The 26490-nt window shown below is 68.8% G+C and carries 22 protein-coding genes and 1 pseudogene; 15 read left to right on the forward strand and 8 right to left on the reverse strand.

Annotation, left to right across the window (positions count from 1 at the left end; translation table 11 throughout):
* A pseudogene (locus QHF83_RS32385) lies at positions 1 to 1022 on the forward strand (hypothetical protein); the annotation flags it as partial.
* A gap of 3 nt (positions 1023 to 1025) precedes the next feature.
* Here QHF83_RS32385 and QHF83_RS32390 read toward each other — a convergent pair.
* Together QHF83_RS32390 and QHF83_RS32395 are read right to left on the reverse strand one after the other, a co-directional pair.
* Positions 1026 to 1712, reverse strand: a complete 687-nt coding sequence (locus QHF83_RS32390; protein WP_282421869.1) for a DUF4336 domain-containing protein — start codon at positions 1710 to 1712, stop codon at positions 1026 to 1028.
* A gap of 19 nt (positions 1713 to 1731) precedes the next feature.
* Complete coding sequence (locus QHF83_RS32395; RefSeq protein ID WP_282421870.1) at positions 1732 to 2418, reverse strand: DUF4336 domain-containing protein; 687 nt, start codon at positions 2416 to 2418, stop codon at positions 1732 to 1734.
* A 278-nt stretch (positions 2419 to 2696) separates the two neighbouring features.
* Between QHF83_RS32395 and QHF83_RS32400 the strand changes: the two genes are divergently transcribed.
* The 5 genes from QHF83_RS32400 (at position 2697) to QHF83_RS32420 (ending at position 11005) form a co-directional block, all read left to right on the forward strand.
* Positions 2697 to 3584, forward strand: coding sequence for a methyltransferase (locus QHF83_RS32400; RefSeq protein WP_282421871.1), 888 nt, complete (start codon positions 2697 to 2699; stop codon positions 3582 to 3584).
* A gap of 178 nt (positions 3585 to 3762) precedes the next feature.
* On the forward strand, positions 3763 to 5271 hold the full coding sequence (locus QHF83_RS32405) for a hypothetical protein (protein ID WP_282421872.1): 1509 nt from the start codon (positions 3763 to 3765) through the stop codon (positions 5269 to 5271).
* Positions 5272 to 5434: 163 nt separating this feature from the next.
* Positions 5435 to 9268, forward strand: a complete 3834-nt coding sequence (locus tag QHF83_RS32410) for a serine/threonine-protein kinase (RefSeq protein WP_282421873.1) — start codon at positions 5435 to 5437, stop codon at positions 9266 to 9268.
* A gap of 35 nt (positions 9269 to 9303) precedes the next feature.
* Positions 9304 to 10401: a DSD1 family PLP-dependent enzyme gene (locus QHF83_RS32415; protein ID WP_282421874.1), complete on the forward strand. Its 1098-nt coding sequence runs from the start codon at positions 9304 to 9306 to the stop codon at positions 10399 to 10401.
* A gap of 10 nt (positions 10402 to 10411) precedes the next feature.
* Positions 10412 to 11005, forward strand: a complete 594-nt coding sequence (locus QHF83_RS32420) for a hypothetical protein (protein ID WP_282421875.1) — start codon at positions 10412 to 10414, stop codon at positions 11003 to 11005.
* A 4-nt stretch (positions 11006 to 11009) separates the two neighbouring features.
* Here QHF83_RS32420 and QHF83_RS32425 read toward each other — a convergent pair whose 3' ends face one another.
* Positions 11010 to 11483: a M23 family metallopeptidase gene (locus QHF83_RS32425; protein ID WP_282421876.1), complete on the reverse strand. Its 474-nt coding sequence runs from the start codon at positions 11481 to 11483 to the stop codon at positions 11010 to 11012.
* A gap of 256 nt (positions 11484 to 11739) precedes the next feature.
* Here QHF83_RS32425 and QHF83_RS32430 point away from each other — a divergent pair, with 256 nt between their 5' ends.
* The 5 genes from QHF83_RS32430 to QHF83_RS32450 all read left to right on the forward strand — a co-directional run bounded on the left by QHF83_RS32430 (position 11740) and on the right by QHF83_RS32450 (position 18752).
* The gene (locus QHF83_RS32430) at positions 11740 to 13593 is read left to right on the forward strand and encodes a DNA mismatch repair protein (protein WP_282421877.1); all 1854 of its coding nucleotides are present in this window, start codon (positions 11740 to 11742) and stop codon (positions 13591 to 13593) included.
* Positions 13594 to 13671: 78 nt separating this feature from the next.
* On the forward strand, positions 13672 to 16485 hold the full coding sequence (locus QHF83_RS32435; protein ID WP_282421878.1) for a hypothetical protein: 2814 nt from the start codon (positions 13672 to 13674) through the stop codon (positions 16483 to 16485).
* Positions 16486 to 16495: 10 nt separating this feature from the next.
* Positions 16496 to 17494: a hypothetical protein gene (locus tag QHF83_RS32440; protein WP_282421879.1), complete on the forward strand. Its 999-nt coding sequence runs from the start codon at positions 16496 to 16498 to the stop codon at positions 17492 to 17494.
* A gap of 113 nt (positions 17495 to 17607) precedes the next feature.
* Positions 17608 to 18057: a hypothetical protein gene (locus QHF83_RS32445; protein ID WP_282421880.1), complete on the forward strand. Its 450-nt coding sequence runs from the start codon at positions 17608 to 17610 to the stop codon at positions 18055 to 18057.
* A 260-nt stretch (positions 18058 to 18317) separates the two neighbouring features.
* On the forward strand, positions 18318 to 18752 hold the full coding sequence (locus QHF83_RS32450; RefSeq protein ID WP_282421881.1) for an STAS/SEC14 domain-containing protein: 435 nt from the start codon (positions 18318 to 18320) through the stop codon (positions 18750 to 18752).
* 12 nt (positions 18753 to 18764) lie between these two features.
* On the opposite strand, the gene QHF83_RS32455 is transcribed toward QHF83_RS32450, so the two are convergent.
* Complete coding sequence (locus QHF83_RS32455) at positions 18765 to 19394, reverse strand: hypothetical protein (protein WP_282421882.1); 630 nt, start codon at positions 19392 to 19394, stop codon at positions 18765 to 18767.
* A gap of 75 nt (positions 19395 to 19469) precedes the next feature.
* On the opposite strand from QHF83_RS32455, the gene QHF83_RS32460 reads away from it, so the two are divergent.
* Both QHF83_RS32460 and QHF83_RS32465 read left to right on the forward strand, forming a co-directional pair.
* A complete protein-coding gene (locus QHF83_RS32460; RefSeq protein WP_282421883.1) occupies positions 19470 to 19865 on the forward strand; it encodes a hypothetical protein in 396 nt (131 codons plus the stop codon).
* Between the two features lie 93 nt (positions 19866 to 19958).
* Positions 19959 to 20543 (forward strand): TetR/AcrR family transcriptional regulator, encoded by a 585-nt coding sequence (locus QHF83_RS32465; protein WP_282421884.1) that lies wholly within the window; start codon positions 19959 to 19961, stop codon positions 20541 to 20543.
* 6 nt (positions 20544 to 20549) lie between these two features.
* On the opposite strand, the gene QHF83_RS32470 is transcribed toward QHF83_RS32465, so the two are convergent.
* Positions 20550 to 21581 (reverse strand): sigma-70 family RNA polymerase sigma factor, encoded by a 1032-nt coding sequence (locus QHF83_RS32470; protein WP_282421885.1) that lies wholly within the window; start codon positions 21579 to 21581, stop codon positions 20550 to 20552.
* Positions 21582 to 21833: 252 nt separating this feature from the next.
* Between QHF83_RS32470 and QHF83_RS32475 the strand changes: the two genes are divergently transcribed.
* Positions 21834 to 22646: a hypothetical protein gene (locus QHF83_RS32475; protein ID WP_282421886.1), complete on the forward strand. Its 813-nt coding sequence runs from the start codon at positions 21834 to 21836 to the stop codon at positions 22644 to 22646.
* A gap of 3 nt (positions 22647 to 22649) precedes the next feature.
* Here the strand turns inward: QHF83_RS32475 and QHF83_RS32480 are convergent, their stop codons facing one another.
* Positions 22650 to 23861 carry a hypothetical protein gene (locus QHF83_RS32480; RefSeq protein ID WP_282421887.1) on the reverse strand — a complete coding sequence of 404 codons (1212 nt, stop codon included), beginning with the start codon at positions 23859 to 23861 and terminating at the stop codon, positions 22650 to 22652.
* Between the two features lie 389 nt (positions 23862 to 24250).
* Positions 24251 to 24784 (reverse strand): hypothetical protein, encoded by a 534-nt coding sequence (locus QHF83_RS32485; RefSeq protein ID WP_282421888.1) that lies wholly within the window; start codon positions 24782 to 24784, stop codon positions 24251 to 24253.
* Between the two features lie 228 nt (positions 24785 to 25012).
* Here QHF83_RS32485 and QHF83_RS32490 point away from each other — a divergent pair, with 228 nt between their 5' ends.
* Positions 25013 to 25573, forward strand: a complete 561-nt coding sequence (locus QHF83_RS32490; protein WP_282421889.1) for a hypothetical protein — start codon at positions 25013 to 25015, stop codon at positions 25571 to 25573.
* 705 nt (positions 25574 to 26278) lie between these two features.
* Here the strand turns inward: QHF83_RS32490 and QHF83_RS32495 are convergent.
* Complete coding sequence (locus QHF83_RS32495; RefSeq protein ID WP_282421890.1) at positions 26279 to 26380, reverse strand: RICIN domain-containing protein; 102 nt, start codon at positions 26378 to 26380, stop codon at positions 26279 to 26281.
* Between the last annotated feature and the right edge of the window lie 110 nt (positions 26381 to 26490).

Genomic DNA, 26490 nt, shown 5'->3' on the forward strand with positions numbered 1-26490 from the left:
CCGAAGCCGCGAGCGCCGCGCCCGCCGCCGCGCCCGCGCCGAGCGCTGCCGCGCCGAGCGAGACCGCGCCCGCGCCCGCGCCGGAGACGACCGCGGCGGCCGCGCCCGAAAAGCCCAAGAACATCGTCCGCTCGTCGCGCCCCACGCCCATCGAATGGTGCCAGGCGCCGATCGCGAAGCTCGGCTGGGAGGGCCACGACGAAGGGGATCTCGTCGAGGCTTGCAAGATGATCGAGGTCCGCGAGTGGGTGATGATCGGCTGCCCGCAGAACGGTCGACGCGAAAACAACAAGCACCTCGGTCGGTACGATCGCGCGCTCCCCGGCGGCGGCAGCATGGCGACCGATGACGAGCTTTCCGCCGCGGATCTCGGGTCGTCGGACGCCGTGGTCATCTCGCTCCGCCCGGGGACGAAGGCCAAGCCCGCCTTCACGTACCGGCCTTTCGAGCACCCCGAATGGATCAAAGACGAGACCTTCACCGTCGAGCTGCCGGAAAGCGCGAGTGGCCTCGAAGATCGGCTCTTCAATGGCGGCGCGTGGCCGTCGTTCGAGGCGCGCGACACCGCGCGCTGCGAGGAAATGGCCGCCGCCGCCAAGGCCGAAGCCGCCGCCAAGGCCGAGGCCGCCGCGAAGGCGCAGGCCGAGGAAGACGCGAAGATCCTGCCCGACGTCGAGGGAATCTCCGCCGCGCCCGCGGACGAGGCGTTCGCCGCCGAAAAAGAGGTACTCGTGACGGGCTCGGGCGCGGTCGGGTGCAAGACGAAGGTCCTCGGGAGCTGGTTCTGGATGCGCTGCGAGGGCAAGGTGAAGATCACCGGCCTCGACATCGAGAAGGGGCGCAGGCAAACCCAGACGAAAGCGAGCGCCGAGGAAGGCGTGGGCAAGCTGCTCGTGCCTTACGTCGAAGGCACGGATCTCCGCGCGAAGATCACGTTCGAGGGCGGCGAGAAATTCCTGAAGCTCCGCTGGCCCAAGGGCAAGCGGCCCTTCCAGGTCGGCACGATCGGCGAGACGCGCTGAGGCTCAGAAATAGGGCGACAGCGCCGCTTGCACCCGGTCTTTCGCGCCCGAGGCGACGACCTCGCCGTGCGCCATGATCAGCCGATCGAAATCGAGCCCGGCCACCGCGCGCAGCGACGCGCGCAGCGACGCGCGGTCCTTCGCGATCAGCGGCCACTCCCGGCCCATCGCGAGCTTTCCGTTCGTGCCGAGCGCCGTGTAGACGAGCTTCGATACGAGGCCCTCGGGCTTCTCGATGTTGAACAGGATGTCGGAGACGATGAGCGTCCGGCTCGCGTGGTGCAGGAACACCACCTCCGACACCATCGGGACGCCCTCGACGAGCCGCAGATCGAAGGCGCCGCCCCACGCGGCGGGCGGCCCTTCGGATAACACCTCGTCGATGCGGACCGAGGGGATCTTCTCCTGGACCCGCGGCGCGCTGAAGACACGCGCCTCCGGGAAACGCGCCGACGCGGCGCCGATGAACAGGTTGTGAAACCGGTTCGGCGCGACGAGGTACGCGACGCGCCCGAGCTTCGCGAGCACGGCGGCGAGCGAATCGTCGATCGGAATGGGCGAATGCACCCAGAGCTCACCACCCGGGAGGCGCGCCACGGTCATCCGCGCGTTCATCCGGACAAAGCCGGCGAACCGCAGAGGGTGCTCCGCGGCCCAGAGATCTTCGGCGAGGGATACGAGCTCGGTCATGCGATGGTCTCCTTGGGGCTCAAACGAACGGGCCGAGGGCCTCGTTCACGCGGGCCTTCGCGCCCGAGGCGACGACCTCGCCGTGCGCCATGATCAGCCGATCGAAATCGAGCGCGACCACCTCGCGCACCGACGCCCTCCACGCGGCCTTGTCCTTCGTGATGAGGCTCCACATCCGGCTCCGCGCGAGCTTGCCGCGCGTGCCCATCATCGTGAGCACGACCTTCGTCGCGAGTCCTTCGGGCCGCTCGATGTTGAACAGGAGATCCGAGACGACGAGCGTCTTGCTCGGGCGGTGAAGGAACACCACCTCCTGCATCTGCGGCGCGCCCTCGACGAGGCGCTGCGCGAAGACGTCGGCCCACGCGGCGGGCGTATCCGCGGAGAGCACCTCGTCGATGCGGAGCGAAGGAATTTTCTCCCCGAGCCCCGGCGGCGCGAAGACCCGCGCCTCGGGGAAACGCTCCGACGCCCGGCCGAGGAAGAGGTTGTGATACAGGTTCGGCGCGACGAGGTAGGAGACCTTTCCGAGCTTCGTGAGCTCGGCGGCGAGCGAATCGTCGATCGGAATGGGTGAATGCACCCAGAGCTTTTCACCGGGCAGGCGCACCACGGTCATCCGCGTATCCATCCGGACGCCGCCGGGCATCTTCACCGGGTGCTCCGCGGCCCAGAGATCTTCGGCGAGGGAAACGAGCTCGGCCATGGTGGTTTTCCCTTTTGATCACCCGTTCACGACGGCCATGAACATGCGCGCGTTCGGACCACGATAGCAGGGCGCGGCGGGATTGTCGTTCTCGAGGCCAAGGCGCGCCGGAGGAATCGAAGAGGTTTTCATGGCGAAGCGGGAGAATATCACCCCTCGTTCCCCGCTCCGAGACCCTCCGCAGCATCGACGAACCCATTCGGGTCCGTCTCCGGTCGATCATTTCTGCCACGTTGGAATGGCGCCGCCCCGCTCCCTCGTGGTAGACAAGGGCCCCCATGCTGCCTGCATCCGACTCGGACCAGCTCGCCCCGAAGGCCTCGGGGATCGTGCGCCCCGCGCGCCGCCCCGCCGGCTGGATCGCTCCGGGCCCGCAGCCGCGGACGCCCGATCGCGAGGACGTCTGGCCCGGCCCCGGCGAGGACCTCTGCTACCTGGCCGGCGATTTCCGCATTCTCCAGCGCGTCGACGGCCACCGCTGGTCGGCCGACGACCTCGTCACGGCCTGGTACGCGATTGAAGAGCTCCGCCACGCGCCGCCGCGCCGCGCCGTCGACCTCGGCTGCGGCATCGGCACCGTCCTCCTTTTCGTCGCGTGGGCCTTCTCCGAGGCGCGCGTGACGGGCGTCGAGGCGCAGGACGTGAGCTTTGGCCTCGCGCGGCGCTCGCTCGCCTGGAACGGCGTCGACGATCGATGCGCCGTGCGTTTCGGCGACTTGCGCGAGGCGGCGACGACCAAGGGCCTCGAAGGCGCGGATCTCGTGACGGGCACGCCGCCGTATCTGCCGAAGGGGACGGGGATCGAGTCGAGCAAAGTGCAATGCGGCCCGTGCCGCTTCGAATGGCGCGGCGGCGTGGAGGATTACGCGCTCGCAGCGGCGCGCCTGCTCGCCGAGGGCGCGCCGTTCGTGGGCTGCGCCGCCTCGCGCCAGCGCCCGCGTGTCGAGGCCGCGGCCGCAGGCGCCGGACTCGTGCTCGAGCGCTACCGCGACGTCGTCCCGCGCGAAGGCAAGGACCCACTGTTTTCGGTATATGTGATGCGCCGCCCTGCCGCGGCTCGCGCCCCGGAAATCGAGCCGCCGCTCGTGTTACGTGGCAAGGATGGACGCTTCACGGCCGCGTTCGACGAGGTGCGCCGGGCGATGGGAATGCCCGTCGAGCGTTAAGAAATTATCGGTCGCGACTTACAGCAAGAAAATCGAACCCCGAGCGGAAGCAGCAGGCGTCGAGAGCGGTTTTTCGCCCTTGATGCGTCCGGCCGAGGGCAGTAAGAATCGTTCTTCTTCGGTCCACGGCGCGGCGCGGCGACAAGCCCTCGCGCCCAGGACCTTTCGTGGAGGTCTCATGCGCAGGAACGTTTTGCTTGGGCTCATCATTTCTTCCGGGCTTTCCGTCCTCGCGGCCGGCGCGGGTTGCAGTGGTGGTGGTTCGGACCCCACCGGCGGCGGCGGCGAGGGCGGCCAGGGCGGCGCCGGCGGCGCTTCGCAGTCGAGCTCGAGCTCGTCGAGCGTCGCGCAATCGGGCTCGGGCGGCTCGACTGCCGACTCGAACATCAGTTGCGATACCGCGGCCGAGTTGTTCCTCGACGATCCCGGTTTGCAGGACACCCTCGATCCGATCGATGCGGACGAGGACTTCTACAAGTTCAAGGGCGCGAAGGGCCAAGCCATTCTCATCTCGACGGACGCGAAGCCCCCGCAGGACGAATTCGACAACACGTACCCGGATCTCGTCCTCACGCTTTACAAGAAGCAGGGCGGACAATGGGTGCAGATCGCGGAGAACGACGATCCGTACCCGCGTTCGAGCAACGACAGCGCGCTCTACACGATCCTCCCGGCGTCGGACGACGACGAGTACTGCATGCGGGTCACCGAATGCAACGTGTGGGTCGGCGGGGCGCCGGGTTGCGCGCCCTCGGCCGACATCACCACGTACGACTACGCGGTCGGCGCGGGCATCCTCGACGCGTCGCTCGAGAGCATCGCGGCCGAGACGGAGCCGAACGACGCGGCCGAACAGGCCACGGCCGTCGAGTATTCGAAGAACCCGCAGAGCGGCAACTATTACCTCTCGCTCCAGTGGGGCGGCTACAGCAGCGCGACGGACGTCGACATCTGGAAGTTCAACGTCCCGGCGGACGCCGTGACGGTCATGGGCGATCGCCCTGTCTGCAACTTCGACTTCTATGCGGGCGGCACCGCGGGCAGCGGCTCGACGGCCACGTCCGGCGTGATCGCGTACGTGACGACGGCCGCGGATCCCACGAAGAAGATCGCGCAGGTCGACGTGACGGCGGCCGCGACGCCCTCGCAGATCGCCGTGCCTTGCGAGCTCGGGACCGATTACCTGTTCTTCATGACGCGCAAGACCGGATCGACGGCCGGGGAGAACGATTTCTACTTCGTGAACCACGGCGGCACGGGCTCGAACCCGCTCGAGGCCGGGCCGAACGACGCCATCGACATGCCCGAGGCGCTGAAGGCCACGCCGAACGGCACGACGACGAGCTACTTCGTCGACGGCGACCTCGACGCGGCCCCGACGGACATCGATTACTACTCCGTCGACGTGCCCGCCGGCTCGGCCACGATCAGCGTCGCCTGCGGCGGCCAGCGCTCGGGCTCGGGCCTGCGTGGGCTCAAGGTCTCGGTGCTCGGCGCGAACGACATGCCGATCACCGGCGGCATCGGCACGGAGAGCGAGACGAAGGACCTCTTCCTCCAGGACGTGAACATCCCGGCCGGCGTCACCAGCCTGAAGGTCAAGATCGAGGCGTCCTCGCAGGACGCCGAGGTCGCGAGCACGTTCTACCGTTGCGGCATGCACGTCGCGCCGCCCGCCAATCCGTAGTTTTACAGGACGCACCCTCCCCCGCCCTGCCCTCCCGGACCTCGCGACACGCGGGGTCGGGGGGGCGTCCCGGACGCTCCAGCAAGAATTCGACGCGCCGCGAATACCCATCCCTTTCGTGGGGATGGACCGCGCCGAACTTTGCGCGGATACTTGGCGCCCCATGCTTCCGGGCCAGGTTGTCGACGGACGGTTCGTCGTCGAAGGCGTCGTCGGCCAAGGCGGCATGGCCCGCGTGTTTCGCGCGACGGACCGCACGACGGGCGAGGTCGTCGCCCTCAAGGTCCTGCTCGAAGAGGAAGCCGCGAACGTCGAGCGCTTCGAGCGCGAGGCGGAGATCATGGCCGCCCTCCAGCATCCCGGGATCGTGCGGTACGTCGCGCACGGCCGCGAGGAGAGCTTCCCCTACATCGCGATGGAGTGGGCCTCGGGGCAGAGCCTCGACCGGCGCATCCAGAGGCAAACCCTGCCGATCGACGGCGCCGTGCGGCTGCTCCGTCGCCTCGCGGAGGCGCTCGCGGTCGCGCACGAGCGCGGGATCGTGCACCGCGATCTGAAGCCCGGGAACGTGATGCTGCTCGAGGGCGATCTCGAGCGGCCGAAGCTCATCGATTTCGGCATCGCGCGGCTCGGCGGGGCCGCCAAGGAGCTGACGCAGAAGGGCGTGCTCCTCGGGTCGATGGGGTACATGGCGCCGGAGCAGGCGCGCGGGGCGCAGAACCTCGACGCGCGCGCCGACGTGTTCGCCCTCGGTTGCCTGATGCTCCACGCGCTCACGGGCAAACGGCTCTTCGAGGGCGGCGACGCGCTCGCGTACCTCGTGCGTGTGGTCGTCGAGGACGCGCCGAGGCTACGCACGATGCGGCCCGACGCGCCTCCGTGGCTCGAAGCGCTGCTCGCGCGGATGCTCGCGCGCGCGCCCGCCGAGCGGCCGGCGAACGCGGGCGCGCTCGCGCTGGAGATCGAGCGGGCGCTCGAAGCGGACCTCGACGAGACCACGACCTCCGCCACGTCGCTGCCGGGCGGCGCGCTCGGGGCGCACGAGAGGCGCGTCCGCTGCGTGCTCATCGTGCGGCTGCCGGAAGGGCCGGGCGCGGGTTCCGAGGGAAAAACCTCGCTCGCGGAGGTCGCCGCGGGGTTCGGCGGCGCGGTCGACGAGCTGCTCGACGGGCACCTGCTCGTGACGTTCCACGGCTCGGGCGCCGCGACGGACGAGGCCTCGCGGGCCGCGAAATGCGCGCTCGCGTTCGCCGATCGCGTCGACGGCGAGCGCGCGGCGATCGTCGCGGCGGAGAGCGCGGGCGAGGCGCCGGCGCCTTCGACGATCGAGCCCTTTTTGCCCATGCTCTCGCGCGCGCCGCGCGACGCGATCGCGGTCGACGACGTGACCGCGGGCCTGCTCGGCGCGCGCTTCGACGTGAGCGGCGACGAGCAAGGCCTCTTCCTGCTCGGCGAGCGTGACGTCGGCGAGCCCGCGCGGACGCTGCTCGGCAAGCCCATGCCGTGCGTCGGCCGCGACATGGAGTTCTCCGCGATCCAGCGCATCTTCGAGGAGGCCGAGCGGGAGCGGGCGCCGCGGGCGATGATCGTCACGGGCGAGGCAGGCATCGGCAAATCACGCCTCCGGCACGAGCTCTTGCGCTGGCTCGGCGAGCGAGGTCGGCCGGTGGAGATCTGGATCGGCCAGGGGGATCCGATCGCGGCGGGCTCGTCGTTCGGTTTGCTCGCGCGGGCGCTGCGGAGGGCGGCGAACGTGATGGCGGGCGAGCCGCTCGAGGTCGCGCGGCGCAAGCTCCGGGCGCGCATCGGCCGCTACCTCGATCCGATCCGCGCCGCGTCCGTGGCGGAGTTCCTGGGCGAGGCCGCGGGTTTGCCCTTCGAGGCCGAGGGCCGCCCGGCCCTCCTCGCGGCGCGGCGAAGCGCGACGCTCCTCGGCGACCGGATCCGCCGATCGTTCGAGGAGCTCGTGGTCGCCGAGTGCCGCGCCGGCACGCTGCTGCTCGTGCTCGAAGACCTGCATTTCGGGGACCTTCCGAGCTTGAACCTCGTCGACGCGGCGCTCGCGCAACGCTTGCCGCTCGTGGTGCTCGCGCTCGGCCGGCCCGAGCTCGCGCGGACGTTCCCGGATCTCTGGGCCGCGCGCGGGCCGCTCACGATCTCGCTCGCGCCGCTCGCGGACGGCGACAGCCAGAGGCTCGCGCGCGCGGCGCTCGGGCCACGGGCGAAGAGCACGGTGATCACGCAGATCGTGGAGCGCGCGGGCGGGAACGCGTTTTTCCTGGAGGAGCTCGTGCGCGCGGCCGCGCGCGGCCGCGATCAGGCGCTGCCGGAGAGCGTGATCGCCATGGTGCAAGGCACGCTCGAAGAGCTCGATCCGCGCGCGCGGCGGGCCCTCCGCGCGGCGAGCGTCTACGGCGACGTGTTCACGGAGGGCGACGTGGCGGCGCTGCTCGGCGAGGAGACGCGCGACGTGGCCGAGCTCTTCGGCGAGCTCTGCGCGCGCGAGCTCTTGGAGCTCCGCGAGGTGAGCCTCACGCGGCACGAAAACCTCGTGGAGATGTACTCGTTCCGGCACGCCTACGTGCGCGAGGCGGCGTACGCGATGCTCACCGACGAGGACCGCGTGCTCGGGCACAAGCTCGCGGCGCGCCGGCTCACGGCGGCCGGAGAGCCCGATTCGATGCGCCTCGCCGAGCACCTCTTCCGCGCCGGTCAGCTCGACAAGGCGATCACGTACTTCTCGCGCGCGGCCGAGCAAGCGCTCCTCGGCGGGGACCTCGGCAAGGCCCTCTCCTCTGCCGAGCGCGGCATCAACTGCGGCGCGCTCGGCGATGATCTCGGCCGCCTGCTGGTGATCCAGGCCGAGGCGCATCGATGGCGCGGCGAGAACGTCGAGGCGATGCGAAAAGCGGAGCACGCGTTCACGGTCCTGCCGCGCGGCACCGACGCGTGGTGCGTGGCCGCGAGCCTGGTCACCTCGTGCGCGACGACGCTCGGCGATCCGGGCACGCTCGAGCCCGTGGCGGCAGCGCTCTCCGAGGTCGTCTCCACACCGCGGACCTCGCCGAGGCCGACGCAGATCGCCGCCTGCGCGCGCGTCGCCGCCGCGTTCTACGTGCTCGGGAGGCACGAGCTCGCCGAGTCGCTGCACGAGCTCGCGGCGGGGCACGAGGAGGCGCGGCGCGAGCCGTCCACACGCGCGCGCCTGCACGAGGCCGACACGCTGCGGGCGCACACGATGGGGGACGCGGCCGGGGCGGTCGCCGCGGTGGAGCAGGTCATCCAGGCCTTCACGGAGATCGGCGACGTGCGCAGCGTCGCGCTCCATCGGAGCAACCAGGCCGCGCTGCTCAACGCGATCGGCGCCTACGTCGAGGCCGAGTTCGCCGCGCGCGCCGCGCTCGAAGCGGGCGAGGCGCAGGGACTCTCGCAAATCGTGAGCGCGGCCCAGCAGAACCTCGGCTTCTCCCTGGCGCACACGGGCCGGCTCGACGAGGCCCAGACGCTCCTCTCGCGCAGCATCCGTGACGCCCTCCTCCAGAGAAACCGCAGGCTCGAAGCCGGCGCGCGGATCTACCTCGCGATCGCCGCGCTCTACGCGCGCAAGCTCGACATCGCCGACGCCGAGGCGTGCGCGGCCGCGGACGCGCTCGCGGGTATGCCCCTCCACGCGTATGCGCAAGGCGTGCTCGCGATGGTCGAGCTTCTGCGAGGTCGCACGCTGGAAGCCCTGCACATGGCGGAGAAGGCGATCAGCGCGCTCGCGGCGCGCGGCGGCGCGGCCGAGGAGGGTGAAGGGCTCGTGCGCCTCGCGTTCGCCGAGTCGCTCGCGGCGACGGGCGACACCGAGGGCGCGCGGCGCGCGCTCTCCATCGCGAAGCGGCGCATCGAGGAGCGCGCGGCCCTGCTCACACGGCCGGCGCATCGACGGAGCTTCATCGAGCTCGTCCCCGAACACAGGCGAACCCTCGATCTCTCGGCGCACATGGGGGTGTAGCTCGGGATCGAAAACGGCACGGAGGAGGACGAACCATGCTCGAATGGACGAGAGGCCAGGCGCTCGGGGAGCTCGACACGCCCGCGCTCATCCTGGACATCGCGGCGGCCGAGCGGAACATCCGCGCGATGGCCGATCGGCTCGTCCATGGCTCGGTGCGCCTTCGCCCTCACGTGAAGACCCACAAATGCCCCCTGCTCGCGCACAAGCAGATGGCGGCGGGCGCGATCGGCGTGACGGCGGCGAAGCTCGGCGAGGCCGAGGTGATGATCCGCGCGGGGATCCCCGAGGTGCTCGTGTCGACGCCGATCGTCGGGCGCACGAAGATCGAGCGGCTGATCGCGCTCTCGCGGCACGGCTTGGTCCTCACGGTCGTGGACGACGCGGGCGCGGCGCGGGCGATCTCCGACGCGGCGACGCGGGCCGGTCTGAAGATCCCGGCGCTCGTCGACGTGGACGTGGGGCAGCGGCGCACGGGGGTTTTACCGGGCGAGCCGGCGCTCGCGCTCGCGCGGCAGGTGGCGACGATGCCGGGCCTCGTGCTCGTCGGTCTCCAGGGGTACGAGGGGCATTTGCAGCACGTGCAGAGCCGCGACGAGCGCGAGCGGCTCTGGCGCGCCTCGATGAAAAAGCTCACGGACACGGCGGACCTCGTCCGCGGCGCGGGTTTTCCCCTCGACATCGTCTCGACGGGCGGCACCGGCACGTCGACGTTCGCCCTCGAGGCCACGGGCATCACCGAGATCCAGCCTGGCTCGTACGTGGTGATGGACGACCATTACGGCACGGTGCAGGGTGTGGGATTCGAGCAAGCGCTGTTCGTCCTCACCACGGTCGTGAGCCGGACGCGGACGACGGACGTGATCGTGGATGCGGGGATGAAGGCGCTCTCGAGCGACAGCGGCCCGCCGCGGGTGCGGGGCATCGAGGGCGCGCAGTATACGTTCGCGGGGGACGAGCACGGCCGGATCGAATTCGTCGGCGAGGGAAGCGATTTGCGGGTCGGCGACAAGGTCCTGCTCGTGCCGAGCCATTGCGATACGACGATCAACCTGCACGACCATTATCACGTCATCGAGGACGACCGCCTCGTCGAGGTTTTGCCGATCGCGGCGCGCGGCCGCATCCGGTAGGAGGAAACCAGTGAGCTACAGCGTGATGGCGTACGCGGTCAAGTTCGACAAACTGAAGCCCGTCTTCGGCAGCGGCGACGACAAGCTGCGGCGGCAGATCTGCGGCCGGTTCAAGGCGGATCTGGCCCGGCAGGCGGACTGGTTCGAAACCGAGATCGCGGGCGGCGCGCCGACGCCGTTCGACGCGGTGAAGGCCTTGATCATGGGCACGGTCCCCGAGAAGGGGCACGGCTTCATGTATGCGTATGCCTACGAGCGGATCGTCGAGCACTTCGGCCGATATCTCGTCAACAATGCGTTTTCCTCGATCCGGTGGTCCTTCATGGAGGCCGTCGAGGAGGACTGGAAGAAGTCGGGGCTCGACGAGGTCTTGCCCTTCCGGGATCTCTACACGAGCAAGGCGCTCTGCACGTTCCCGCCCCCCGACGATTTCCCGTGCCACGGATACTGGAGCCCGGAGCAGGTCGTGGCAGGGAACAAGCGTTTCGGGGAGATCGAGATCAGCACGGAGACGGACTACGTGCGCGACGCGATCGTGGCCACACAGAGCTGGGTCCGCGATGCGGCGAGGAAGGGCGAAGGGATCGTCGCGTTTTATTACTGACGATTCACTCCTTCGGCAGGCGCGCTCCTTTTCGATAATCGCCCATCACCTTCCGGATCTCGTCCTCGAAGAGGAACGTCCCCCAATATTGCTCCACCTCGCCGTCCAGCAGGAAGCCGAGGTGCAAATGCCAGCTCCCGTTCGCCACGCCGGACGTCCCGATCCGGTCGCCCCCCTCGATCCGCGTCCGCGGCTTCGTGCCCTCCGGCTGCACGTGGGCGAGCTCGGAGAGGTGCGCGTAATAGATGTGCGTGATCTTGCGGTTTCCGTAGGAGATCGGGGTATCGAGCTCGATGCGTACGCAATACGGCGTATCGCGCGGCCCGGTCCAGAGCGTGTGCCCAGCCTCGGCGTAATCGACGTACCCCGAGGCAATCGCGTACACGGGTTTTTTGATGCCCATCACGTCGAGCCCGGTGTCGGCCCGGTACCCGGCGATGACGCCCTCGGGCATCGGGTTGTAGAGCCCACTCGGCAACTGGCTCGACCTCTCCCCTGTCGGCCAAACCGGCGCCGCCGGTTCGTCAGGAACGGGTCCCAAAAACGTCTCGGAGACAACGTCCGCGGTGGAGGCGAGCCCGCGGGGGGTGTAGGAGGCGGAGGAAATCTCAGGTCGGACCGTTCGAAGCCCCCCACCATCACCAGACTCCGCGCCGGAACCTGCTCCCAAAGGAAGGCAAGCCGGGAACAAAACGAGCGCGAAGGTTCCAAGCACCCGAGCGGAGGTGATCTTCATGTCGGTCATGGCGCTTCGGGTGGATCATCGGGCGACGGACACGTTTCGTGACAACATCGATCGCGGAAGCGTCTCCGAGGTACCATCCCTCTCCCTCGCGATGACCTCGAAGGCCCTTCCTGCCGCGGACGCCGTCCCTGTCCCCGACCTCCTCTGTGACGAGGCCGAAGTCCGCGTCGACCTCGACGAGCTGCACCAGACCTTCGCCTTCGCCTTCGCGCTCGGCATCTCCCTCGACGCCTTCGAGCGTGTCCTCGCGACGGCCGCGCTCCCGTCCTCGACGTGGGATCGCAAGGACTTCGAGCGGGACATCTTCCTCGAAGACCTCGTCACGCGCGCCCTGCGCATCCGCATCGGCGGCCGGGCCGTCATGCCTTGCCTCCCCTACCTCCTCCGCGCCATCTCCGAGCCGCCGAGCGACCTCCGCGTCGTCGCCTTCCGCCAGCGCATCCTCGCCGAACTCTCGGGAAAGCCCGAGCTTCGCCGCGATTTCGAGCGCGTCTACCAGCGCCTCGTCGCCTTGCGCGCGGCCTTCTGCTCCGAGGGCGGATCCCGCCGTGGCGCCGATACCCACAGGCGCCTCGAGATCCTCCGGTCCGTGCAGGAGGTCGTCGAGGACCTCGCCGGCGCTTTCGACGGCGCGAGCTCCGGCGTCGCGCGCATCCGCGCGTTCGGCCTCGCCGTGAAGGAGAGCGAGGCGTACGAGCGCCTCGAAGCCCTCCTCGATCACGAGCGGCACCTCGGCACCGTCGACCTCCGGGTCCGCGTCGGCGTCGACGGCACCTTGCGCACCTTCCAGATCGTCCGCATCCGCGAGAACCAGGACAACCCCCTCCACACCTCCGCGATCGCCCGCTTCTTCTCGCGCCTCCGCCTCTTCTTGCGCGGGTATCGCGTCACCCCCGGCGAGGTCACCGAGCGCCTGCTCGACGACGTCTTCAGCGGCCTCGAGCGCCCCGTCGCGCTCCTCGTCCAGCTCCTCGGCGACATGGAGTTTTACCTCGCCGGCCTCGGGCTCGCGGACCTCGCGCGGGACAAGGGTTTGCCCGTTTGCCTCGCCGAACTCGTGCCCCCCGGCGAGGCCGGGCTCAGCATCGATCGCCTCTACAATCCGCTGCTGCTCGCTGGCAAAGGAAAGCCCGTCCCCTCGAACCTCGGAACGGCGCACGGCGACGCCGTCGTCATCGTCACGGGGCCGAACTCGGGCGGCAAGACGCGGCTGCTCCAGTCGATCGGCCTCGCGCAGCTCCTCGGCCAGGCGGGGCTCTTCGTCACGGCCGAGCGCGCGGTCTTGCCGCAGCTCGGCGGCATGTTCGTCTCGCTCATCGAGGAGGCGCGCAGCGATCAGCCCGAGGGGCAGCTCGGCATGGAGCTGCTCCGGATCCGCCGCCTCTTCGAGGAGCTCGGATTCGGCTCGCTCGTGCTGCTCGACGAGCTCTGCTCCGGGACGAACCCCTCCGAGGGCGAAGAGATCGCGCGGCTCGTGATCTCGCTCCTCCCCGAGCTGAAATCGCCGGTCTTCTTGACCACACACCTCCTCACGCTGGCCACGCACCTCGAAGAGGAGCCGCCTGTCCCGCACCTCGAATTTTTGCAAGTCGATCTCGACGAAAACGAGCGCCCCACGTACGGCTTCCGGCCGGGGGTCGCCAAGACCTCGCTCGCGCACAAAACGGCGGCGCGGCTCGGCGTCACGCGCGACGAGCTCGCGGAGCTCATCGCCAAGAAAAAGCGCGCCGAGAGCCTGGGAGAGCGGCCGCTGCCTTCGAGCCGACGTGTCGCCCGCCCGATCGCTCCGGAAAAGAGCGCCTCCGCTCCGGAACGGCGCAGGCTCCGCGCGACGCGGCGGTAATCGCGGCCCTTTTCGGCTGGCACGATCCGTGTTCCCCTGAGGCGCTGGCTTTGGCCTTCGGGAGGAAGAGCAGGGGACATGGAACGGACCAGCCGAAAGATACCCGTCACCGAGCGGCAATTCCTGTGGGTTCAGGACGACGACAAGGGCGAGGTCACCTTGCACGTCGGGCCCACGATGGTCTCGCCGACCGCGGCCGATCGGGTCGTCATCGATGACGGATTGGGCGGTTTCCGCGAGGACACCACGGGCAAACCGCAGAGCATGGTGGAGCTCGGGGACAACCAGTACGCGGTCCTCTTCAATCCGCTCCTCGAGAGTGACAGCGGCCCGAACGGCCGCTTCAAGAATGGCCGCAACGAATCGCGCCCGCTCCGGAATGGCACGCGCTCGATGATCCCGGGCCCGTGCAGCTTCTACCTGCGCCCCGGCCAGCGCGCCGACGTGCGCGACGCGCACGAGCTCGCCTCGAATCAGTACCTCGTCGTCAAGGTGTACGGCGAGGTCGACAAGAATGCGCCTTACTACGAGGTGACGGCGCGATCCGCGGCGATCACGCGCGCCACGGCGGAGAACCTCGACGAGCAGCCGACGACCACGGTGGGCGCCGTGGAGCCCACGGCGCTCAAGCGCGGGCAGCTCATCGTGATTCGTGGGCTCGACACGCAGTTCTACATCCCGCCGACGGGCGTGGACATCGTGCCGGATACCTCGATCGACGACAGCGGCGCGGCCATCAGCGCGGCGATCGCGCGGCAGGTGCTCGCGCAGAGCGGCGAGGAGACGGCCGCGATGGAGGAATACGCGGCCGACGACGAGGCGCCCGCGTTCCGGGGCCAGGCGCGCAGCAAGGTGCCGAACCAGTTCATCGATCAATCGGCGCGCATGCGCGGACGCAAGGCGGCGCCCACCGCGCCCTCGCCGCAGCCCGCGCCCGCGCCCGCGGCCGCCGCGCCCGAGGCCAAGATCGGCGCCGCGGCGGTGCAGGATCTGCTCGCTTCGTCCGCGGTTCGTCGCGCGCTCGAAGCCGAGGCGCGGCAGGCGCGCCTCATTCGCCGCGCGGTCGTGCTCGGCGAAAAAGAGTATTGCGTGATCGTCGACGCCGACGGCAAGCGCGAGATCAAGGTCGGCCCCGCGCGTGTCTTCCCCGGGCCGTACGACACGTTCATGACGCTCGGCTCGCGCAATCGTGTCTACGACGCGTACGAGCTCTTGCCGCAGCGCGCGCTCTGGCTGCGCGTCATCGCGCCGATCAAGCGAGCGGACCTCGCCGCCAAAGTGCCCCGCGGCTTCGAGCTCACGAAGGACGAATATTTCCCCGGCGACGAGCTCTTGCTCACGGGCGTCTCGACGTTCTTCGTCCCCTTCAACGAAATCGAGTGCCTCTCGCCCGAGACCGGCCAGGCCGTCGTGGGCAACGACCATAGCCGCGTCTTCATCGAGGCGATCGGCATCGACCAGAAGAGCGGCATTTACGTGCGGGACCTCGCGACCGGGGAGGTGCGCCTCGTGCGCGGCAAACAATCGTACCTCGTCGATCCTCGCAAGGAGGTGCAGGTCACGCGCACGGTGCCCGCGGACGACTGGAACCTGTGGATTGCCTCGAACGAACCGCACAAGGAGACCCAAAGGGCGATCACCACGCCCTGGGCGCTCTCGATCCTGGTGCCGAACAACACGGCCGTGCTCGTGACGAGCGCGAATTCGCGCCGCGTGGTGGAGGGGCCGTGTGTGACGCTGCTCGGCTACGAGGAGTCGCTCACCTCGCTCTCGCTCTCGACGGGCACGCCGAAGAGCGACGAGGAGCCGCTCCGCACCTGCTTCTTGCGCACCGTGGGCAATCGCATCTCCGACAAGATCACCGTGGAGACGGCCGATTTCGTCAAGATCTCGGTACGCGTCTCGTATTCGGTCGAGTTCCTCCCGGACCATAAAGACAAATGGTTCAACCACGAGAATTACATCCAGTTCATCGTGGATCGCCTCCGCTCGATCGTGCGCGGCAAGTGCCGCGCGATGTCGCTCTCCACGCTCTGGCCCGAGCTCCCCGCGGCGTTTCGCGACACGCTGCTCGGCGAGCGCAAGGACGGCGCGCGGCCCGGGCGGCTCTTCACGGAGAACGGCACGCTGCTCTCCGAGGTCGAGGTGCTCGGCGCGGAGATCGAGGACCGCGAGGTCGCCGCGCTCATGCAGAAGGTGCAGACCGAGAGCGTGACGCTCGCGATCGGCGATCGAAAAGCGCAGGAGGCCCTCGCGTCGGCGAAGCTCCGCGCCGAGGTCGAGCGGCAAACACAGGAGCTTTTGGCCGAGGCGCGGGTGCGCGCCGCGAAGCTCGAGGAGCTCTCGCGCAAGCTCGCGCACGAGGCGGCGCTCGCGAAGGCGCGCGAGGACGAGTCCGTGCACAAGGAGCGGCAATCGCTCGCGGACGCGCGCGAGGCCGACGCGCAAAAGGCCCGGCTCACACGGGAGAACGAGGAGAAGGCGGCGCTGCTCGACGGCTTCCGCAAGGACGCGGAGGCGCGCGCCGAGGCGCAGCGGATCATGCACGAGGTCGAGCTCGCCTACGCGGCGCGGCTGCGCGAGCTCGAAATCAAGCTCATCGAGGTGCAATCGAGCGCGACGGTGGCCGAGCGCCAGGCCGTGCAGAAGCAGCTCGTCGAGGCCATGGTCGGGCTCGGCGACAAGCTGCTCTTGACCGAGGTCGCGGGGAACATGAACCTCGTGAGCCTCTTCAAGGGCAAAGACGTCGGCACGATCCTCTCCGAGGTGCTCGGCGGAACGAAGGTGATGCCCACGCTCCGCTCGATCATCGAGTCCGCGGCGAGCCCCTCGAAAGGCGAGCTCGACGCGGGCGACGCCGCTCGCGTAGTGCCGGGCGCGCCGATCGTGTAACGTCGGCCTCATGTTTCCGAAGACCGGCCCGCGCAGCCGCGCGCGGGCGTGGATCCTCTCGGGGGCGCTCCTCTTCGCGCCCCCCGTTTTTGCAGCCGATCCGCCGAAAGATCCGGCCCCGAACGATCCTGCGCCGAAAGAGGGAGCGCCCAAGGACGAACAACCGTACGTGCACAAAGGGTTCGTCTACCGGAGCACGACCGCGGTGCGTTACAATCCGCTCGGGCTCTCGACGTTCTTCCGCATCGGCTACCAGCGCCCGCTGCTCGGCCCGCAGGAGAACATCCTCCTCCAGCGCACGTACATCGGCATCCACGCGGTCACCACGATCACGCCGGCGTACATCCGCGGAGGGCTGCGCCTCGACGTGCAGCCGCTCGCATTCTTGCAATTCCTGTTCGCCTACGAGGGAATGGCCCTCTTCGGGACGTACGACACGCTGCAATCGTTCAAGCACGTCTCCGAGGATTTCGGCGACGTGCGGCAGGTCGAGCGCGGAAAGCAGGGGCTCGCCTATCCGACGACCGGGGGCATCTTCACGGCCGACGTGATCTTGCAGGCCAAGGGCGGGCCGTTCCTGCTCGTGTCGGACACGCAGTTCATTCATACCGATTTCACGATCACGCCCGGCGACCGATTCTATTTCGATCTCCCGCTCGGCATGCTCGCGAAGGACGACGGCTGGATGGTCTCGAACGAGACGGATCTCCTCTTCGTGACCTCGTTCGGCCTCATGGCCGGCGCGCGGCACGGGGTGTATCACACGTTTCTCCCGGCCGAGCTCGTCGCCGGGGAGGAGGCGCGGGCCGAGCAGATCACGCCGATCGAGTTCGCGGGACCGCTCGTCGGCTGGCAGTTCCCCGAGCACAATGGGCCCAAACGTTTCAATGCGCCCGGCATCTTTCTGAACGTGAGCTGGTGGATCCGGAACCCTTATCGGACGGGGCAGGAAGTCGCCGCCACGGTGCCTTACATCGTGGGTGGTTTCACGTTCAAGGGGACGCTTTGAGCACGTCATTCACGCGCGTGGTCTCCCCTGGCAATCGTGTATCCTTTGCGGAATCACCGCGCGTGAGAGGGCGCTAGACGCCGCGAAGAACGCTGGTACGGTTCGTTCTGCGCATGGAAGACGATTCGCCGGAACGCATTGCCGTGGGCCCGCATCTCGTGACCATCCTGCCGCCCAACATGCTCCTGGTCGATTTCGGCTCTCCCCTCGATGGGAGCCAGGCGGGCCGCATCCTCGACTTGATGTGGCAAACCGGGTCCCGACGAGGCCCGCTCAAAGTGCTGATGGACATCACCCAGGTGACGAACGTGCCCCGAGGCGTGCGGGAGTCGATCCGCACCCGCAACACCGAGAGCACGACCGCGGCCCTGGCCTTCGTCGGCGCGCGGTTCGGCGTGCGCGTCGCCATCGACATGATCATCGCCGCCGTGCGAATCCTCCGGCCCGACGTACCCGTGTATCCCCACGGTTTTTTTGGCCGCAAGGAGGAAGCGCTCACCTGGCTCCGCGCCGCCCCCTCCGTCCCGCGCCGCGCGAACGACCCGCCCAAAGGGTCCCTCTAAACGCAAACCATGCGGGAGGCGCGCCGAAAGCGCATGCCCTCGTGGTAACCTACCGACTTCGGCGCCGATCGCTCCTCATGCCCATGAAAGACGAATCGACGGAACGTATCCTCTTCGGCCCACCCGTCGCGACCTTCGTGCGATCTGCTCGTCCTGGAGTTCGCGCTTCCCCTCGAGGTGCAAGCGCTCGCCTGGCTTCATTCACAGCCGCGCGTCGCCGCTTGAAGGATCGAGGCTCGGCGCGATACAAGTAGCTTTCCATGCCCTCCCTACCCACGGTCCTCCGATTCGGTGACCATTGCGTCAGATTCGTGACGCCCGACATGGTCGTCGTCGAGTTCAAGCCGGATATCGTCATCGAGGACGTCATTGCCATCACCGATGTGCTCCAGACCGTGAAGGAACAGGAGGGACGGCTTTTCACGCTGGCGGACCTGTCGGCCGTGACGACGGTGCCCCGGCGCGTGCGGATCCTGGGGCCCCGCGTCGTGCCGGCATACGACGCCCTCGCCTTCGTGAGCGCCAATTTCGCCCTGCGCGTGGTCGCCGAAATGGTCATGCGCGCGACGAAGGTGCTCTCGCCGAAGTTATCGTTTCCTTATGCATTCTTCGACGACCACGCGACCGCGCTCCCGTGGCTCCACGCCCAGCGGCGCGCCTTCGAGGCCACACACGCGGCGGCCCATCCCCGCTGAACGAGCGGCCTTTCAGGGCGCCGGCATGCTCACGATCTCCTCGATCGCCTTCAGCACGAGCTGCGCGCGCCGCATCACCTCGAGCGCCACCTCGTACCGCATCGGCTGCGGCCGCTCCATCGCCATCGCGTAGCTCGATTCGAGCTCGGCCGTCCGGTCGGCGAGGTCCTGACTCACGCCGCCGTAGGGGCCGTACGCGAGCGCGAGCAGCGTCTCCGCGCCGACGGAGAGGCCATGCACGAAGACCTGGCGCCGAGGCGGCGAACCCGGCAGGCCGAGCTCCGGCGCCCGCATGGCCACGGCCGCCTCCTGCATCTCTGCGGCGGCGAGGCTCGTCCCCACCCGCTCGCCGGCGGGCAGTTCTTCGAGGGTGAGCGCGAAGAGCCGGAGCAGAAGGTTCATGTCCGCGTCGCCCGGCGGCATCCCGCCGAGCTCGGTGCGACGCAGGGCGATGCTGAAGTCCGCGAGGCGCTCGGCCAGGCGCTCGGGGGCGACGTACATGTCGGGCGGCGGAGACACCCGCAGCGCGTCTTGCTGAATCTGGCGGACGAGTGGCAGGGGCGCGGGTGGCGTGCTCTCCCGCATGACGACCACGCACCCGCCGAGCAGGAGCAATGCCCCACAAAGTGCCCCACGCACCATGGCTCTCTCCCGCCGACCGGGGCTGCAAACCGCGCGCCGGTGACGCCGCGCCGCCGTTCTGTTAAGCCGGAACGCATGACTCACACGCAGACGTCGCTCGCCGTCGCCGCGCTCGCCCTCGGGCTCGCGTCCTTCGCCCTCGGCTGCGAAGAGAGCGCGCCTTCGGCCTCCCCCGCCGCCTCGACCGAGCCGCTCGCGGCCCCGAAGCCGGTGGACGTCGTGCCCGCGAGCCCGCCCAAGGTCGACCTCGGCCCGCTGCCCGTGCCCGCCATGTCCGCCGCCGACCTGCCCCCCGATCCCGCCTCCTCGGCGGCCCCGAAGCCCACGGGCACGACCACGGCCGCGGCCCAGGCCCCCGCGGCGACGGCCCCGACCGACGCGACGAAGTTCGGCGCGATCCGCGTGGAAATGCGCGCCACGCCCCGCACCTCGCCCGGCCCGATGGCCCCGCGCACCGCGCCCACCGAGTGACCCGGACGCACGGACCGAGCACGGCCGTGACGATGGGGGGATCCCTTGATCGTGAACCTGTGGCAAACTCGTTCACGGTTCGAGGGAAGCTTCATGAACGACACCGCGCGCCGCGAGCAGATTCTCCAGGCCGCCGATCGCTTGCTCCGGCATTACGGGCCGCAAAAAACCACGGTGGCGGACGTGGCGCGGGAAGCAGGCGTCGGCGTGGGTACGGTGTACCTCGAATTCCCGTCGAAGGAGGCGATCGTCGAGGAGCTGTCGCGCTCGCGGTACGAGGTCGTGCTCGAAGCGATGCGTGCGGCGGCGGTGGCGGACGGGCGCTCGTTCGGCGAGCGGCTCGTGGGCGCGCTCGACGCGCGGCTGCGAGCGTATTTCACGCAGGCGGACGGCGGCGCGCACGCGTGTGACTTCTTCCACTGCGGGAGCCCCGCCGTGAAGAGCGCGTCCGAGCGGTTTTACCAGGAAGAACGGGGCCTCTTCGCGGACCTGCTCCGGCGAGGAACGGAGGCCGGCGAGCTCGACGTGGCCGACGCGGATCTCGCAGCGCGGGCAGTGCTCCGGGCTTACAAGAGCTTCACGCCGCCGTGGATCTTCATGGAAGAACGGGACGAGGTGGGGCGATTGCACGCGGCGATGCATGCGATCGTCTTGCGGGGCGTGGTCGCGCGGCGGTGAACGAAGTTACTCCGCGCCCGTAACGCTCGCCTCGCCGCGCTTCGTGGCATTCGCGGCCATCCAATCGAAGGGCCTTGCATGGTCACGCCGGGGCGGCGTCGGCGGAGGCCTTCTGGGGATTCTATGCCGTGCGCCGTCCTCCGTGCGTGCGTCGCTGCGCTGGATCGTGGCCATGCTTCGCGGCTCGTCCCGCCGGACGACGCCGGCGCGGGTGGCTTGGCTTGCCGTGGTCGTGCCCGGCATGGCCTGGGGTGTCCCCCCGGAGGGCCACACGCCCAGCGCGACGCCCACGGCGACGCTGCCCATGACGCGCATCGGGGAGCGCGCGAAGGACGTGCGGGCCGGCCCGAAGGCGGAGGTGATGGCCGCCCGTGCCACGCGCGCGGCCATGACGAGAAGCAGGAACGGGAGGGCGATGACGCTCCGCACGATACCACGCGCTGGCGCCTCTTCGGCGAATTCGAGCCTCGCGCGCAGGAGATCGATGCCACGATAATAGCGGGCAAAGACGGTGGTCGGGGGCAGATTCGTCTCGGCGGCGATCTCCCGTATGGATTTTCCTTCGACCGCGCGCGCGCCGACGATATCGCGCATCTTGGCCGGTAGCGCGTGATAGGCCATTCGCACCGCGGCGTCGTGCTCGTCGTCCCGCGGTTGGGCGATCTGCTCGTCGAGGTCGCCCAGCGGCGCGAGAAAATCGTACGTTCGCCGGCGACTGGGCTTGAGGTTCGTCATGGCCGCGTATTGAGCGAGTTTGCACATCCACGCGACGAACTCTTCCCATTCGCGTATGCTCGGCCGCTCCGCGACGGGCTTGCTCAATGCGGTCACGAATGCATCATGCACGACGTCGATCCCCTGCACATGCGCCCTGAGCCCGACCCGATGCACATGCGCCACCATTCGCTCGACGAGCTCTCGATAGGCCGGGACGGTGAGCTCGAACGCCCTGGCCAGGGGCTCGTCGCTCTTGGGTTTTTCCGTGTCCTCGTCCGGTCCGTCCATCGGGTTGTCCTCGCACGCAAAAGCAGACCTCATGCATGTAAAGGTCGCGAGCGGCCCTGTTGTTCAGAAAAATCGACACGGGCCTCGACGATCGTCCCGGGCGGGGCGGGGCGGTGGTCACGGCGCGGCCTCGCCGCGGCGTGCCTCGCCTTCGGGGCGCTCTTCCCGGAGGCGCGAGCGCATGCGGACGTCCCGCGGCATCGCCTGGACTTCAAGGCGGATCGCGCGCTGCCCCTCTGCGACCGGCAGCTCGTCTTCACGGCGATCCTCACGAACTGGGTGTCCGTGTCCACGTTCGACCCGCCGGCCACGCGGACGCTCACCGTGCGCATCCAGCGCGCGCCCGACGCGGCCAAGCTCGTCGACGTGAGGATCGTGGACGAGGCGGGGGACGTCGCGGCGGAGGTGCATCGCAGCTACGAGCCGGCGACGGAGTGCTTCGAGGTGCTCTACGCGACAGCGTTCGACGCGGCGAAGCTGCTCGGCGCGTTCGAGCCGCCGGAACCGCCGCCGCCGCCTCTCTGTCCGCAGCCGCAGCCGCAGCCGCAGCCGTGTCCGCCTCCGCCTCCGCAGCCGCCTCCGCAGCCGCCTCCGCCTCCGCTTCCGAAGCGGTTCTTCCTGGGTGCGGGGGTTGGGGCCTTCCTGAACGTGGCGCCCGAGCCGTTCTTCGCGCCGCGGGTTTCGGCGGGGTGGAATGTGGCGCCCCGGTGGACCGTGGAGCTGGATGTCGTGGCATGGCCGTGGATGACCGCGAACCCGCAGGATGGGCCCACGTCGGTGGACGTGGAGACGTACCTGGGGACGGCGGCGGGGTGTTACCGGTTCGGGCGGTTCATGACGTGTGGGCTTTTGGCAGGGGGTGTCCTGCTCGGGCGTGGGACGAACCGCGCGTTTGGCAGGCCGTACACGTCCCCGATGTTCGGGATCGGCCCACGCGTCGGGTTCGAGGTTCCGATCTGGGACAGGCTGCTCTGGCGCAGCGATCTGGACGGGCTCGTGTTCGTGTTCCCCCAGCGACTGGCCGAGAAGGACGCTCCGACCTGGGAGCCTCTACCACTGGCGCTGAGCGCCTCGACCTCGCTCGCGTTTACCTTCTAGTGGTCAGGAGGTGGGGGCCGCACAACATACGGTTGCGGGTTTGTCAAGGGACAGTTCGCCGACGACGTCACCGCCACTCGGGGTGCAGGTGCCCTTCGTATAGTTGAGGAGCTCGGCCGTCTTCCCGCTGACCTGGGTGCCGGGCATGAGGTCGTGGCAGGGGGCGACCATCCCCTCGCTGACGTTGCCCCCAACCTCGAACAGGGCGCACGCTGGTGCGCTATAGACGGATGCCAGCACGGTGCATGTCCCGCCCGTCGGCGCTTCGCACGTGCAAGACGAGCACTCGCGTTCGTCCTTCACCACTCCGTAAAGGACGTGCCGCTCCCCGGTCCACCCCTCCGGGCAGAGGTGCTCGCCCTCCCGGAAGATACAAGAGGAGTAGTCGGCGCTTGCCGGCCCGCAGACCTTGCCGCTCTGCCCGGCGCAGCCCGGCCAGGGCTCGGCGCGCGTACACACCCGGCCGAGGGGGGTCTCAGGTCCACCGTTCCAGAACTTGGGGATCTCCTGCTCGGGATCTCCTTTCGTATGTGCCTTGCAGGGCTGCTCCTCGATCACGGGAGTGGAAACCGTGATCGAACGGACGCACGGCACGCCGCCGCAAAGCGTGGCGGAGGGGATCGCTTTGTCCTGATTGCAGGTGCCGTCCCAGTTTGTCGGCGGATCGAAGTTTGTCTTGACACCGCCCCCGGGATCATCACAGCCGGCGGAGCTGACGGTCCACGTCTGCGGCAGCCTGCACGACCCCTCGGGCTCGTCGCACGAACACTCCCCACAAAGAAGAGGAGGAGGCGCGGGGGTCCCTTCGAACGCGAGAATCGGCGCGTCGTCTGGGCACGGCGGCGGCTCGCGCCAGTCCGAGAAAAAGGCCACGAGCGTCCAGTCCTTCGGGGACTCGTCCGCGCATGCGCCGCCGCCCGGGCAGAGCGACGACATCCCGCCGTCCGCACCGCCGTCGAAGCACTTGGGCGGCAGCGGAGGCGGCCCGTCACACGCGTTCGGGCAGTGCCAGGGGATGGGTTTTGGTGTCCACACCCCTTTCTTGACGGGGTCTGGGCAGTACTCCGGGAAAGGGCAGGGACAACACTCGGTCCCGACAACCTCCGGCGGGCAGTCGCTCCCGATGTCCGAGCCACGCCCACACCCGGACGCCCCGCCAAACGCCGCCCCCCACCCCGCCGCGATCACCAGCACGAACCCGATTGCCTTGCGCATGCCGCAAGCCTACCAAGTTCGTCGCCGGCGAGGCAACCCGATCCACAAAAAAAGTTCGTCCCGGGATCCCGGGACGAACGAGGTACGATGGTCTAAAAAAACGGAGGACCGCACTCCCACGAGGTCCGCACAATTTGTTTTTTTGGCTGTTTGCTCGGTCCCGTCTCCCGGTGCTTCCGGGTGGGTGCTCGCGAGCCGCAGGTGCGCGGACGCGTGGGCCCGTCCTCCTGAGGAATGGTTTGCCCGAGGAGAGGGAGAAAGGCAAGAGGAAAAGGAGACGTACCCAGAAAAACCCATTCCCGGCCCGGGCGGGTGGGGAGGAGGGGGCGGGAGGGGGGCGGGGACAAACCGGGAGGGGGGCTGCGGACGGGGACGCCGGCAGGGGGAGGTCAGCGCATTCCTGGACCGATGTAGATGTCCTCGGGGGAGACGCCCAACCACCGGGCCTCTCGTTCCTTGACCTCCTCCCGCCACGTACGGTACGCAGGGCACAGTTTCTTGTGTTCCGCGTCGCTGCAATCATACCAGGGCCAGGGGTCGTCTAGATCGATGTCGCCGTCGCCATCGCGATCATTGAAATACAGATGCCCGCAGCGCTCACTGACGATGTGCTTATTGTACCAGTAGGTTGCGCCGAAGGGATCTTCGCAAGGGACTTCACACCATATCGGATCAAGCTCTGTGCACCAGATCTGGTCAGGGCAGAAATACTTCACGCAGCCTGCCTGACACGCCTCGTGACTGTCGAAGGTGTATCTGCATGGCCAGTTGACTTGGCTCCCACACCACTCGAACGCGTACCCGAGATCCGTCTTGCAAGACTCCGGGGTCGGCTCATGCCCGCCATCCGCGCGCGAGCCGAGGCCGAGATTCAGGAGGGCTGCGACGCTGATGATGACGAGCGCTGCGGCGTGACGTTTCATGTGGTGATCTCCTTCGTCGCTCGCGCGGCCGGGACTCTAAACCACCGGGTTCCCGAACACTAGCGTGTGCTCGTTGGCGCGTTGGCGTCCCGCAGATTCCACCCTGGCCCTCGGCTCCGGGTCGGGCCCAGTTCGGTGGAAGGACGCTGCGCCGGGCGCAGCGTGGGGACAATCGGGAAGAACGAAGCGGCTCGCGATCCTGGCTCTGATGATGTAATGTGCGCCCTTGTGAGAGCTCCGAGCCTGAAGACACGTCGTGCGGCCTTCGCCGCCCTCGTCATCACCGCCGCCGCAGCGCTCATCCTGGGGGCGCGTGGCCCGGACGAGGACGACCCGATGTACAAGCACTGCGAGGATGACCTCGGGTACGTCTTCGAAGGCTGCCAGAAGTGGGAAGTCTGCCCCGACGTGGACGAAGAGTTCGCGGACGCCTGCGTGGCTGGTTGTGTGCGCGCGATCTGCCCCAAGCAAGCCGAGTGCACAGGCCTCGACCCCATGTTTTGCGCCCCCTGTGACGACATGCAGGGCGCTGCCTTCTGGCGCAATGCCGATGCAGCCAGCATCCGGTGCGGGCACAAGGCCGGTTTTTTTGTGTTGGTGGAGGAGACCACGGAGGCGATGTATCGCGCCTTCGATGAATGCTTCCCCGCGGATGTCGAGCAACATTGCCCGGCCCTGGCCGGCACCGAGTGGCTGGCTCGGCACGATGCCGTCACGCACTTCCCCCGTAAACGCACCATCGCTGCACGCGCTCCCGGTGCCGGCGCACAATCATCTTCGCCGCGGTGAAGGCTGGACTTCAGATCCCGCCGTGGCTCCCTCACCGGGGTGGGCATCGAAGCCCCCTTCTCCGCCTGCCCCCTCCTCCTCGTCCTCGTCGAACCAGCAGTCCCCGGTGCCAGCGCCCACCGGGCCAACAATCCCCGACCCGAAACCCCTACCGCCGCAAGCCACCGATTCGTGCGACTCTCGGCGCATGCGTACGCTTCTCCTCGCCCTGCTCCTGCTCGGCTGCCAGACGGCGGCCCCTGGTGCTCCCCCTCAGGCGGACCCCCCTCCTGCTCGGGCCCTTCCTCCTCCCGCGGTGAGCGAGGCAGCCGAGGCCGACGCCTGCACTTCGGACGCGGACTGTGCCGTCTTCGGTCTCCCGAGCTGCATCGACCACGGTTGTGGCCCGCCCTGCGGCCAGGTCGCGCGCCTTGCTCCGGTGGCGCTCCATCACGCCCGGGCCAAGGCCTTCCTCGCTGAAAAGGAGGCGGCCGCGAGGGCGCGTTGTTCGGTCATCTGCCTCAGCTGCATCGGTCCCCCGCCCGTGGAAGTCGATCTCGCGGCCCATGGAGCCCGCTGCGACGCAGGCCGCTGCGCTGTCGTCCGGCGCTCTGGCAGGTAGGCCGGGCGGATGAACTTTATAAACAATCCCGCGCTAGCGTAAATACACATCGGAAATGGGCGTGCCATTTCGGCGACCCTCAGGCGCCGGGCCATCGCTGGCATTCACATGTAGTCCAGGCATTTATTGTTGTAGTCGTTGATGATGTTGACGTATCCCCCGCCAGTGCTCACCAGACGCCAGCGCTGCGCCGGCGCGCCTTCCACGCTCTGGATCATCCTCACGCGCGGGCAATTGAGCCTGGACGGTATGCGTCAAGATTCGCGCCGGCAGTGTGTCAACGCCATCGGGGCGGCGTCTTTCGCAAGCGTAGACT

This window comes from Polyangium sp. 15x6 (genome assembly GCF_029960785.1).
GTDB lineage: Bacteria > Myxococcota_A > Polyangia > Polyangiales > Polyangiaceae > Polyangium.

Coding starts and splice junctions, on each gene's coding strand:
- QHF83_RS32485 (WP_282421888.1), bottom strand. CDS start 24,784: ATGAAACGTCACGCCGCAGCGCTCGTCATCATCAGCGTCGCAGCCCTC.
- QHF83_RS32390 (WP_282421869.1), bottom strand. CDS start 1,712: ATGACCGAGCTCGTATCCCTCGCCGAAGATCTCTGGGCCGCGGAGCAC.
- QHF83_RS32405 (WP_282421872.1), top strand. CDS start 3,763: ATGCGCAGGAACGTTTTGCTTGGGCTCATCATTTCTTCCGGGCTTTCC.
- QHF83_RS32435 (WP_282421878.1), top strand. CDS start 13,672: ATGGAACGGACCAGCCGAAAGATACCCGTCACCGAGCGGCAATTCCTG.
- QHF83_RS32395 (WP_282421870.1), bottom strand. CDS start 2,418: ATGGCCGAGCTCGTTTCCCTCGCCGAAGATCTCTGGGCCGCGGAGCAC.
- QHF83_RS32415 (WP_282421874.1), top strand. CDS start 9,304: ATGCTCGAATGGACGAGAGGCCAGGCGCTCGGGGAGCTCGACACGCCC.
- QHF83_RS32410 (WP_282421873.1), top strand. CDS start 5,435: ATGCTTCCGGGCCAGGTTGTCGACGGACGGTTCGTCGTCGAAGGCGTC.
- QHF83_RS32465 (WP_282421884.1), top strand. CDS start 19,959: ATGAACGACACCGCGCGCCGCGAGCAGATTCTCCAGGCCGCCGATCGC.
- QHF83_RS32400 (WP_282421871.1), top strand. CDS start 2,697: ATGCTGCCTGCATCCGACTCGGACCAGCTCGCCCCGAAGGCCTCGGGG.
- QHF83_RS32455 (WP_282421882.1), bottom strand. CDS start 19,394: ATGGTGCGTGGGGCACTTTGTGGGGCATTGCTCCTGCTCGGCGGGTGC.
- QHF83_RS32440 (WP_282421879.1), top strand. CDS start 16,496: ATGTTTCCGAAGACCGGCCCGCGCAGCCGCGCGCGGGCGTGGATCCTC.
- QHF83_RS32445 (WP_282421880.1), top strand. CDS start 17,608: ATGGAAGACGATTCGCCGGAACGCATTGCCGTGGGCCCGCATCTCGTG.
- QHF83_RS32470 (WP_282421885.1), bottom strand. CDS start 21,581: ATGAGGTCTGCTTTTGCGTGCGAGGACAACCCGATGGACGGACCGGAC.
- QHF83_RS32460 (WP_282421883.1), top strand. CDS start 19,470: ATGACTCACACGCAGACGTCGCTCGCCGTCGCCGCGCTCGCCCTCGGG.
- QHF83_RS32430 (WP_282421877.1), top strand. CDS start 11,740: ATGTCGGTCATGGCGCTTCGGGTGGATCATCGGGCGACGGACACGTTT.
- QHF83_RS32480 (WP_282421887.1), bottom strand. CDS start 23,861: ATGCGCAAGGCAATCGGGTTCGTGCTGGTGATCGCGGCGGGGTGGGGG.
- QHF83_RS32450 (WP_282421881.1), top strand. CDS start 18,318: ATGCCCTCCCTACCCACGGTCCTCCGATTCGGTGACCATTGCGTCAGA.